The sequence below is a fragment of the Chromobacterium fluminis genome (genome assembly GCF_011602385.1).
GTDB classification, from domain to species: Bacteria; Pseudomonadota; Gammaproteobacteria; order Burkholderiales; family Chromobacteriaceae; genus Chromobacterium; species Chromobacterium fluminis.
The window spans coordinates 39,549-50,268 of record NZ_JAAOMA010000036.1; the positions used below are offsets into that span (position 1 = coordinate 39,549).

General features: G+C 60.7%; 11 protein-coding genes. 8 read left to right on the forward strand and 3 right to left on the reverse strand.

Features of this window, described 5'->3' with window-relative positions:
- Positions 1–12 precede the first annotated feature (12 nt).
- Both HA052_RS20440 and HA052_RS20445 read left to right on the forward strand, forming a co-directional pair.
- A complete protein-coding gene (locus HA052_RS20440) occupies positions 13–1,599 on the forward strand; it encodes a M30 family metallopeptidase (RefSeq protein ID WP_166453343.1) in 1,587 nt (528 codons plus the stop codon).
- Positions 1,596–1,910, forward strand: a complete 315-nt coding sequence (locus HA052_RS20445; protein ID WP_166453344.1) for a hypothetical protein — start codon at positions 1,596–1,598, stop codon at positions 1,908–1,910. The genes HA052_RS20440 and HA052_RS20445 overlap by 4 nt, the downstream gene beginning before the upstream one ends.
- A gap of 51 nt (positions 1,911–1,961) precedes the next feature.
- Here HA052_RS20445 and ubiD read toward each other — a convergent pair whose 3' ends face one another.
- Positions 1,962–3,437, reverse strand: coding sequence for a 4-hydroxy-3-polyprenylbenzoate decarboxylase (ubiD, locus tag HA052_RS20450; RefSeq protein WP_166453345.1), 1,476 nt, complete (start codon positions 3,435–3,437; stop codon positions 1,962–1,964).
- 150 nt (positions 3,438–3,587) lie between these two features.
- Between ubiD and HA052_RS20455 the strand changes: the two genes are divergently transcribed.
- Both HA052_RS20455 and HA052_RS20460 read left to right on the forward strand, forming a co-directional pair.
- On the forward strand, positions 3,588–4,208 hold the full coding sequence (locus HA052_RS20455) for an OmpW/AlkL family protein (protein ID WP_166453346.1): 621 nt from the start codon (positions 3,588–3,590) through the stop codon (positions 4,206–4,208).
- 101 nt (positions 4,209–4,309) lie between these two features.
- On the forward strand, positions 4,310–5,365 hold the full coding sequence (locus HA052_RS20460; RefSeq protein ID WP_019102514.1) for a PLP-dependent cysteine synthase family protein: 1,056 nt from the start codon (positions 4,310–4,312) through the stop codon (positions 5,363–5,365).
- A gap of 59 nt (positions 5,366–5,424) precedes the next feature.
- Here the strand turns inward: HA052_RS20460 and HA052_RS20465 are convergent, their stop codons facing one another.
- Positions 5,425–5,640, reverse strand: coding sequence for a hypothetical protein (locus HA052_RS20465; RefSeq protein WP_166453347.1), 216 nt, complete (start codon positions 5,638–5,640; stop codon positions 5,425–5,427).
- Between HA052_RS20465 and HA052_RS20470 the strand changes: the two genes are divergently transcribed.
- The 4 genes from HA052_RS20470 (at position 5,640) to HA052_RS20485 (ending at position 9,719) form a co-directional block, all read left to right on the forward strand.
- The gene (locus HA052_RS20470; RefSeq protein WP_166453348.1) at positions 5,640–6,725 is read left to right on the forward strand and encodes an ABC transporter ATP-binding protein; all 1,086 of its coding nucleotides are present in this window, start codon (positions 5,640–5,642) and stop codon (positions 6,723–6,725) included. The genes HA052_RS20465 and HA052_RS20470 overlap by 1 nt on opposite strands.
- A 6-nt stretch (positions 6,726–6,731) precedes the next feature.
- A complete protein-coding gene (locus HA052_RS20475; protein WP_206118977.1) occupies positions 6,732–7,625 on the forward strand; it encodes an ABC transporter permease in 894 nt (297 codons plus the stop codon).
- Positions 7,618–8,412: an ABC transporter permease gene (locus HA052_RS20480; RefSeq protein ID WP_254894535.1), complete on the forward strand. Its 795-nt coding sequence runs from the start codon at positions 7,618–7,620 to the stop codon at positions 8,410–8,412. Before HA052_RS20475 ends, HA052_RS20480 begins: the two co-directional genes overlap by 8 nt.
- A gap of 242 nt (positions 8,413–8,654) precedes the next feature.
- Positions 8,655–9,719, forward strand: a complete 1,065-nt coding sequence (locus HA052_RS20485; RefSeq protein ID WP_166453349.1) for an ABC transporter substrate-binding protein — start codon at positions 8,655–8,657, stop codon at positions 9,717–9,719.
- A 49-nt stretch (positions 9,720–9,768) separates the two neighbouring features.
- Here the strand turns inward: HA052_RS20485 and HA052_RS20490 are convergent, their stop codons facing one another.
- A complete protein-coding gene (locus HA052_RS20490; RefSeq protein WP_166453350.1) occupies positions 9,769–10,404 on the reverse strand; it encodes a pyrimidine 5'-nucleotidase in 636 nt (211 codons plus the stop codon).
- Positions 10,405–10,720 lie beyond the last annotated feature (316 nt).

A 10,720-nucleotide genomic window follows, 5' to 3' on the forward strand; every position in this document is an offset into this window, starting at 1 on the left:
GACGGCGCGGAGGTGACTGCATTGCCGTGCTCGGGCAATGTGTGCCGTTTGCCGGCGTCGGCCAGCAGGGCGCAACCGGGCTCTGTCTACCAGTACACCAATACCGGCGCGCAGGCGCAAACGGTGTCTATCAGCGGCGACCCCTTGAGTGCCGCCTGGCAAATGGTCGTGTCGCGCGTCAGCGCCGGCGACAGCTCCAGCCAGCCCAAGCTCGGCGCTTCCGGTCTGCGCGGCGGGTCCGACGCCGCCGCGGAGCGCCTGGAGGCGGAAAGCCAGGCGGTGACGACCGCGGTGGGCGCGGCGGCGCGCTCCGGCGCTTTGTCGCTGCGGGGCGCCGGTTCGCACCGCTTGTTGGCGGAGCAGGCCAGTTTGCAGGCGGCCAGCTACGTTATCGGCGACAAACGAGTTTGGCACGATATGGACAGCGACAGCGCCACCAGCCTGCAAGCCATGCGGGATTTGCCCAACGGCGGCGGCAAGGTCTATGTGTGGGCGCAGGACGGGCTGGACGTCAGCGTCGGCAGCGATCAGGCCGACGCGCTGGCCGAGCGCTTCGCCAACAGCGTCTACCCGCTGGAAGCTTCGGTCGTCAGCGAGCCTTGGGGCAATGACATCGATCCGGGCTGGCGCGCGCTGGCCCTGCCCGGCGACACCAAGGACGTGCACTTGGTGCTGAGCCGGCTGAATGATCCGAATCAGGCCAATGGAAGCCGCTTGCTCGGCTATGTGCGCTGGACCAACGCCTTGCTGGCGTCGGCCGCGCCGACCATGTGCGGCGCGGATCAAGAGTGCCGCGACGTGGTGGGCAAGAGCAACCAGGCCTTGGCCACCTTCGTGGACCTGGACACCTTTGCCCAGGCCGATCCGGGCCGCAACTGGAGCATGAAGGGCAATGGCCCCAGCCTGGCCTTGTCCACGCTGGCTCACGAATACCTGCACGTGCTTTACGCCTACAACAAGATTTTGCGCAAGCCGCCGGGCTCCGGCAGTCCAACGGTGTGGGAAAACGAGCTGGCGGCCCAGACCATGGGCTATCTGGTGTCGGCGGACACCTTCACCGGCGGTCGCGGCAGCGACGCCAACTCCCATCCGGACTTGCGCCGCGGCGGCGACTTTGAAAGCTTCCTGCGCCGGCCGGCCTGCAATCTGAAGGGCTGGAGCGTGGCGGCGTCGAATTACACTTGCTACCCGAAAGCGCTGGCGGTGGGCATGCAGATGCTGCACCAGTTCGGCGCGGGGGTGATGAAGCCGTGGGTGACCGGCGCCAATACCGGCGAGCGAGCCTTGAACGATGGTTTGCGCGCGGTGGGCGCCGGGGATTACAGCAGCCTGATGCTGCGCCTCAACACCACGCTGGCGCTGGGTGGCAATCCTGCCAGCGGTTACGGCTTCCCGGCCAAGACGCTGAGCCTGCCTGCCAATCAGTACTTCCCCAACGGCAAGAGTTTGTTGCTGCCGGCGGTGCCGTTCCAGGCGCAGGAAATCGGCTGGAGCGCCTTGGCGACGGCGGAAACCTATAAGCAGAGTCTGCCGCTGTCACGCGGCGTGGCGCGAGTGACGGTGCCGGCCAACAGCCATCTGATCCTGGTCAAGCCATGATGCGCGGACTGCTGCTGTGGCTAGGTCTTTGCGCCGGAGCCGGCGCGATGTCGCTGCCGCCGTGGGAGGAGGGCACCCTGGTCGCCGTCGGCGCGCCGCCGCTGGTGCGCTTGGGCGTGGAAAAGGGGGATGGCGGCACCTTCGTCATCCAGCCCGCCGCCGACGGCAAGGGCCTGGGGGCCGCGGATGTGGCCGCGTTGAAGAAGCGGACTGGTTCGCGCATTCGCTATCGGGCCGGGCCTTACCTGACCCATCCGTTGCTGGGGCGCGAGGCCGTGTTGCTGCAGGCGGAAGTGCTTGAACCGCGTTGAGTTGTGAAAACCGCCTGGCTTCGAAAGAGGCCAGGCGCTTGTCTTCCGGGCCTACAGGCCCAAATCCCGCCACATCCTGTCTACGCGTTGTTTGACCGCCTCGTCCATCACGATGGGCACGCCCCATTCGCGGCTGGTTTCGCCCGGCATCTTGTTGGTGGCGTCCAGGCCCATTTTGCCGCCCAGGCCGGACACCGGGCTGGCGAAGTCCAGGTAGTCGATCGGCGTATGCTCGATCAAGGTGGTGTCGCGCACCGGATCCATGCGCGTGGTGATCGCCCAGATCACTTCCTTCCAGTCCCGGGTGTTGACGTCGTCGTCCACCACCACGATGAATTTGGTGTACATGAACTGGCGCAGGAAGCTCCAGCATCCCATCATCACCCGCTTGGCGTGGCCGGGGTATTGCTTCTTGATGCTGACCACCGCCATCCGGTAGCTGCAGCCTTCCGGCGGCAGGTAGAAATCGACGATTTCCGGAAACTGCTTTTGCAGGATGGGCACGAACACCTCGTTCAGCGCCACGCCCAGCACCGCCGGCTCGTCCGGCGGCTTGCCGGTGTAGGTGCTGTGGTAGATCGCGTTCTCGCGCAGGGTGACGCGGTCCACGGTCAGCACCGGGAAGCGGTCCTGTTCGTTGTAATAGCCGGTGTGGTCGCCGTAAGGGCCTTCCATCGCGGTATCGTCAGGGTGGATATGGCCTTCCAGCACGATTTCGGCGCGCGCCGGCACTTGCAGGTCCGAACCCAGGCATTTCACCAGCTCGGTGCGGCTGCCGCGCAGCAGGCCGGCGAACTGATACTCGGACAAGCTGTCCGGCACCGGCGTCACCGCGCCCAGTATCGTCGCCGGGTCGCAGCCCAGCACCACCGCCACCGGGTAAGGTTTGCCGGGGTGCTGTTGGCAGAATTCGCGGTAATCCAGCGCGCCGCCGCGGTGGGCCAGCCAGCGCATGATGACGCGGTTCCTGCCTATCAGCTGCTGGCGATAAATGCCCAGGTTCTGGCGTTTCTTGTTGGGACCGCGGGTCACGGTCAGGCCCCAGGTGATCAACGGGGCCACGTCTCCGGGCCAGCAGTGCTGGATGGGCAGCCGTTCCAGATCCACTTCCTCGCCTTCCCAGACGATTTGCTGGCACGGCGCCTTGCTGACCTCCTTCGGCGCCATCGACAGCAGCTGTTTCAGCAAGGGCAGCTTGTCCCAGACGTCTTTCAGGCCCTTGGGCGGCTCCGGTTCTTTCAGATAGGCCAGGGTCTTGCCGATCTCGCGCAGCTGCATCACGTCGGCGGCGCCCATGCCCAGCGCTACGCGCTCGGGCGTGCCGAACAGATTGGCCAGCACTGGGTAATCGAAGCGTTTGCCATCCTTGACTGGCTGTTCGAACAGCAGCGCGGGACCGCCGGCTTTCAGTACCCTGTCGCCGATCTCGGTCATCTCCAGATGTGGGGAGACCGGGGCCGCAATTCGTTTCAGCAGGCCTTGTTGTTCCAATTGGGAGACAAACTCCCGTAAATCTGCATATTTCATGACCATCTCATGATCTGGCGCAAAGTTTGATATTAGGTGCTTGGATAATCTGCCACCGGACGCCGAACGCTACTGCTGCCCGCAGTCAAAGTCAACGATGGCGGCAAGCGCCAGGCCTGCATTCGACCAAACATGACAGGAGAACCCAATATGAAAAAGCTCGCTCTCGCCGCAATGATCGGCCTGGTTTCCGCTAGCGCCTTCGCCGCCCAAGGCGACATCCTGGCGCGCTTCCGCGTGATCAATGTTAACCCGGACGCCAGCTGGAGCAACTCCGGCGCGGTGGCGGGCTTGAATGTCGACGCCAAGGACAGCTGGGCGCCTGAGGTCGACTTCACCTATATGATCACCAACAATATCGGCGCCGAGCTGATTCTGGGCACCACTCGCCACGAAATCACCACCAACGCCTTCGGCTCCGTCGGCAAAGTATCGGTGCTGCCGCCGACCCTGACCCTGCAATACCACTTCGCGCCGGAAGCCACCTTCCGTCCGTACGTGGGCGCCGGCATCAACTACACCCGTTTCTACAATGACGGTTTGCGTGCAGCCGCCGCCAATACCAATTTGAGCGTGAAGAAAAACAGCTGGGGCCCGGCGCTGCAACTGGGCGCGGACTACGCGATCAACAAGAGCTGGTTCGTCAACCTGGACGTTAAGAAGATCTGGATCAAGACCGATGTGACCGCGGATCAACTGGGCGGCGCCAAACTGGGCGAGCTGAAGATCGATCCGTGGGTATTCGGCATCGGCTTCGGCACCAAATTCTGATCGTAAAACCTTTACGAGCCCAAAACGCCCTACGGGGCGTTTTTTCTTGCTTGTCGCGTTAGAATGGTCGATTGAGAACTTTTCGACACTGGAGAAGCAAGATGACTGATTGGGTTGCCCAGGCAGTGCGCAAGATCGAGGCCGATTTCAATCGCTCCAGCGACACGCATCTGATTCCGTTGCCCATCCCCGGCGCGCCGGAGATACAGCTCTATTTCAAGGACGAATCCACTCATCCCACCGGCAGCCTCAAGCACAGGCTGGCGCGCTCGCTGTTTCTGTACGGCTTGTGCAATGGCTGGATACGAGAAGGAAGCACCATCATCGAGGCCTCCAGCGGCAGCACCGCGGTGTCCGAGGCCTATTTTTCCCGCTTGCTGGGTTTGCCCTTCATCGCGGTGATGCCCAAGAGTACCTCGCAGGAAAAAATCCGCGCCATCGAATTCTATGGCGGTCGCAGCCACTTGGTGGACGATCCGGCCACCATTTACGACGAGTCCAAACGCCTGGCGCAGGAGTTGAACGGCCATTACATGGACCAGTTCACCTACGCCGAACGCGCCACCGACTGGCGCGGCAACAATAATATCGCCGACACCATTTTCACCCAAATGGCGTACGAGCCCAATCCGGTGCCGGACTGGATCGTTTGCGGCGCCGGCACCGGCGGCACCTCGGCCACTTTTGGCCGCTACGTGCGCTACCAGAAGTTGCCGACCAAGGTGTGCGTGGTGGACCCGGAAAACTCGGTGTTCTACGACAGTTTCCATACCGGCAGCATGGATTGTCGCTGCGAAGGCGGCTCCGGGGTTGAGGGCATAGGCCGGCCGCGGGTGGAACCCTCTTTCATTCCGACTGTCATCGACAGTGTGATCCGGGTGCCCAATGTCGCCAGCTACGCCGCCATCCACTTTCTGGAAGAAGTGCTGGGACGCCGTTGCGGCGGCTCCACCGGCACTAATTTTTACGGCGTTTGCGAGCTGGTGGGGCAGATGCGCAGCCAGGGCCGCAGCGGTTCCATCGTCACGCTGATCTGCGATGACGGCAACCGCTACCTGGGCAGCTACTACAACCACGACTGGCTGAAGGCCAACGGTTTCGACATCTCGAGCTGGGTGGAGCGCTACCGCCGCTTCTTCAACGAAGGGCAGTGGTAAGCGCTGTTTGGCGGCTCGTAGACGGCGAGATGCCGACGGTTGTTGTCAAAAAGCATCAATTATTTGAATTGGAACCATGTTGCGCCGCACCGAAAACCAAGCGGGCGGCGCGTGGTTTTCTGCTGAGAAAATAGCAACTTACCGGCCCGGCCCGAACGCCCGGTTTTCACAATGGAAAAAATGCGCTGAGGTCTTGAATTTTCAAGGGATTTCAACGGCCCCAGCTTTATCTTTTTTGTTAAACTGGCGCCCTTTTTCTTGGGCGGGGAAGACAATGGCTCTCCTTGAAATCAAAAACGTCGTCAAGCGCTTCGGCGACTACACGGCGGTCAACAATGTCAGCCTGTCGGTAGAGGCTGGCGAGTTCTTCACCCTGCTCGGGCCCTCCGGTTGCGGCAAGACCACCTTGCTGCGCATGCTGGCCGGCTTCGAGCAGCCGGATTCCGGCCAGATCCTGCTGGACGGTCAGGACATGTCGCAGGTGCAGCCGGAAAAACGTCCGGTGCACACCGTGTTTCAAAGCTATGCCTTGTTCCCGCATATGACGGTGCGCGAAAACATCGCCTTCCCGCTCAAAATGGCCAAGTGGGACAAGGCCAAGATCGCCGCCCAGGTGGATGAGTTGCTGGAAGACGTGCGCCTGACCCAGTTCGGTGACCGCTACCCGCATGAGATGTCCGGCGGACAGCGTCAGCGCGTGGCCATCGCCCGAGCGCTGGTGGACCGTCCGCGGCTGCTGCTGTTGGACGAACCCTTGTCCGCGCTGGACGCCAAACTGCGCGAAGAAATGCAGTTGGAACTGATCAATCTGCAAAAAGAAGTGGGCATCACCTTTGTGTACGTTACCCACGACCAGGGCGAAGCGCTGGCGCTCAGCCACCGCATCGCGGTGATGAGCCACGGCCAGGTGGAGCAATTGGACGCGCCGGAAACCATTTACAGCAAACCCAAGAACCGCTTCGTCGCGGACTTTCTCGGTCAGTGCAATGTGCTGGAAGGCAAGGTCAAGAGCGTGGACGGCGACACCATGCTGGTGGACCTGAAAGGCTGCGGCGAAGTGCGCTGTCTGACCGTGCCGGACGTGCGCGAAGGGCAGACCGGCTGGCTGGCGTTGCGGCCGGAGAAGGTCAAGCTGGACAAAAGCTTGCCCGCTCACCACGACGAGGCTTATTTCAAGGGCCGCGTTCACGATTGCCTGTACCTGGGTGACGTCACGCTCTACGTGGTGGAAGTGGGCGAAGGCGTGATGGTGGAAGCGATGCTGCCCAACAGCATCCCGGGCGTCGCCAAATTCTTTGACGACAACGACATCGTGGAACTGGCCTGGCGCTTCGACGCCGGCAGCTTCCTGACGGAGTAAACGCGCATGGCGATTCGAGATCGATTCGGCAAGTGGGCGCTGTCGTGGCCGCCGCTGGTCTACCTGATCCTGTTTTTCCTGGTGCCGTCGCTGATCATGGTGGTGGCGGCTTTCCGCAATCCGGGCGATTACGGCGGCCTCGCGCCGATGTATTACCTCGAGGAAGGCAAGCTGGTCTGGGATCTGACCCTGGACAACTTCTACCGGCTGGTGGAGGAACCGCTCTATATCGAGCTGTTCATCAAATCCGCCGGCTACGCGGGGATCACCACCGTGGTCTGCCTGCTGATGGCCTACCCGCTGGCCTGGCTGATCGCCCGCTCCGGCAAGAAATACCGCGACCTGATGCTGCTGCTGGTGATCCTGCCGTTCTGGTCCAACTTCCTGATCCGCATCTACGCCTGGATGATTATCCTGGGGCCGCAATCGGCGTTCACCAAGATGCTGAACGTGGTGGTGACCTCGCTGGGTTTTGAACCGGTGCGCCTGCTGTTCACCCCGTTCGCCGTCATCGTCGGCCTGGTCTATGTGCACCTGCCCTTCATGGTGTTGCCGTTGTACGCCAATCTGGAAAAGCACGATATGGCTTTGCTGGACGCGGCACAGGATCTTGGCGCCAACGTCTGGCAACGCTTCTGGCGCGTCACCTGGCCGCTGTCGTTGCCCGGCGTGTTCGCGGGCTCCGCGCTGGTGTTCATCCCGGCGCTAGGCATGTTCGCGATTCCGGACATCCTGGGCGGCACCGATTCCATCATGATAGGCAACCTGATCAAGCAGCAGATACTGGACACTCGCGATTGGCCGTTTGGCTCGGTGCTGTCCATCATGTTGACGGGCGGCGTGCTGCTGATTGCGGCCTTGGGCGCAATGGTGGGTAGAGGAGGCAAGAAACGTGGCTAAGAAACAATCCCGTTGGTTGTGGGCGTCGGCGATGCTGACCTATGCCTTCCTCTATCTGCCGCTGGTGATCGTGGTGCTGTACTCGTTCAACGACTCCAGGCTCAATGCGGAATGGGTGGGCTTCACCCTCAAGTGGTACGACAAACTGTTCCACAACGAGAAGATGCTGAGCGCGGCGGCCAACTCGCTAATCATCGGCATCATCGCCAGCGCCTGCTCCACCGTGCTGGGTACCTTGGCCGGCATCGCCATGCATCGCTACAAGCTGCGCCTCCTGCCCTTCCTGGTGCTGACGCCCATCGCCATTCCGGAATTGTTGATGGGGGTGTCGCTGGTGATCTTCTTCGTCATCGTCAACCAACTCCTCGGCATTCTGGAACTGGGCATGATCACCATCCTGCTGTCCCATGTGGCCTTCTGCATCGGTTTCGTCGCCATCGTGGTGCGCGCGCGGATGCAGGGCATGGACGACAGCCTGGTGGAAGCGGCGCGAGATCTGGGCGCGACGCCGTTCCAGGCCTTCCGTCTGATCACTCTGCCGGTGATCAAGCCGGGCATCATCGCCGGGGCGCTGATGGCCTTCACCCTGTCCATCGACGACTTCGTGATCACCTTCTTCACCGCCGGCGCCGGCGCCAGCATGCTGCCGTTGGAGATCTACTCGATGATCAAGATCGCGGTGACGCCGGAAGTGAACGCCGTTTCCAGTTTGCTAATGCTGTTGACCTTGGTGCTGATCGTCATTGCTTCGCGCGTGTCGCCCAGCGCGTTGCGGGCCAATGGCTGAAAGCCTGTTTACGATTTGCTGCGCGTCGGCGATACGGCGTTGAAAACACCTTCAGAATGCTCATGTACTCTATGTACAGTCCGCTTCTTCAGCTGTTTTCGCCTTGTCCCGCTCTAGCTCGCGAGATCGTAAACACGCTTTGAGAGTCTGTTTTAAGTAGTAGGGCCCCGGCCGGGCGCAAGGGAGCCGGCCGGTTTTTCATGTAGTCGCAACGCACTTGTGCGAATAGAAGGAAAAACGCAATGAAAAAAGTCCTCGTGACGCTTGCCCTGGCCGTATCTGCTCAGGCGTACGCAGCGGAAGAACTGCACCTCTACAACTGGAACAACTACCTGTCGGAAAGCACCGCCAAGAGCTTTGAAGCCTACTGCAAGTGCAAGCTGGTTCAGGACTTCTACGGCGACAACGAAGAAATGCTGGCCAAGCTGGCCGCCGGCGCCAAGGGCTACGACATCGTGGTGCCCACCGGCTTCGCGGTGGAAGCGCTGATCAAGCAGGGCAAGGCTCAGCCGCTGGATAAAAAGCAGCTGTCCAATTTCAAGAACCTGAACGCAGGCTATCTGAACAGCTTCTTCGACAAGGGAAACCAGTATTCCGTCCCTTACGCCTTCACCACCACGCTGCTGGGCTACAACGAAACCAAATTGAAAGAGCTGGGCTTGCTGGACAAGGCCAATAGCTGGGCCTTGATCTTTGATCCGGCCGTATTGGCCAAGCTCAAGGGCAAGATCACGGTGCTGGATTCCCAGCGCGAACTGGTGTCCGCCGCTTTGATGTATCTGGGCAAGCCGGCCAACTCCACCAACCCGGCGGACTGGAAAGCCGCGCGCGACGTGATCCTGAAGGCCAAGCCTTACTGGGCCGCCTTCAACAACCAGTCCTACATTAAGGAGTTGACGGTAGGCAATATATACGTCGCGTTGGGCTATTCCAACGATATGTACCAGGCGCAGCAGGACGCGAAGAAAGCCGGCCGCAAGTTCGGTGTCAACTTCTCCTTGCAGAAGGAAGGCAACACCCTGTCGCTGGACAACTTTGTGGTATTGAAGGATGCGCCGCGCAAGGACCTGGCTTACAAATTCATCAACTTCATGCTGGACGGCAAGAACGCTTCCGGTCTGACCAACGAGATGGGCTCGGGCAACCCCAACGCCGCCGCCGGCAAGTTCGTTAAACCGGAACTGACCAAGGTACATGCGATCTTCCCGACCGCCGGCGAACTGCCGCGCCTGCAGCAGTTGAAAGACCTGAACGCCAAGGACCGCCGCGAGCTGAACAAGGTGTGGTCCGAGATCAAGTTGAAGTAAGCAGGACACTCTATATAAGAAAAGGCCGGGAAACCGGCCTTTTTTCATCTCAGTCCCAGCGTCGGCGCGCCAACTCTCCTATGGCGGCGATGCGAATGTCTACATGCGCCGGTCGCCGCACCTGCTTGCTTACCCAGATTGTTTTCATGCCCAGCTTCTTCGCCGTCAGCAGATTGGGCAGCGAGTCCTCCACCATGATGCAATGCCGCGGATCCAGTTTCTCTCTGGCCAGCACTTTACGGAAGGCGCCCACATGAGGCTTGGGCACATAGTCCAGTTGCTCGACGCCATATATGGAGTGGAAGTGCCGCTCTATCGCCAGACGCTGCAAGATGCCCTCCACATAGTGATGCGGCCCGTTGGAGAAAATCACCTTGCGGCCGGGTAGGGCGCGCAGCGACTCCGCCAGATTGTGTTCGGCGAACAGCCACTGCTCCAGCTCCTCCAGCTTATGGGTTTCCAATAGAAAGTCGTGCGGATCAATGTTGTGATGGGTCACCAGGCCGTGCATGGTGGCGCCGTACTGCGCCCAGTAACGTTCCCGCAACAAGCGCGCTTCCACTGCGTCCACCTGCAGATGTTTCATCATATAGGCGGACATCGCATGGCTGATGTGGGCGAAAATGCCGCCGCTGGCGTGGTGCAGGGTGTCGTCCAGGTCGAAAATCCAAGTTTTGTTGCGCATTGTCGTGCTTCTAGAAGGGCGGACGAGGGGAGGAATTATCGTTTTTTCAATCCGAAAGCGACAGTCCTTATCAGTTCCGGCGGGGAGTCTCAAGTTTGTTTGCGCGGATGATTCAATATAAATCATGGAGATAGCCTGCAGGAGGCGGCTTTCGTCAAAAAACTTTCACAAAAGGTGTTGACGGGTTAGGGGGCGTGACGTATAGTTCGCCTCCTCAGCAGACAACGCAGCGGCGGAAACGAAGCGCAGCGATCTGCACCGCTCTTTAACAAAACGAATAACCGATAGGTGTAAGTGCTCGGTCGATGACCAAACA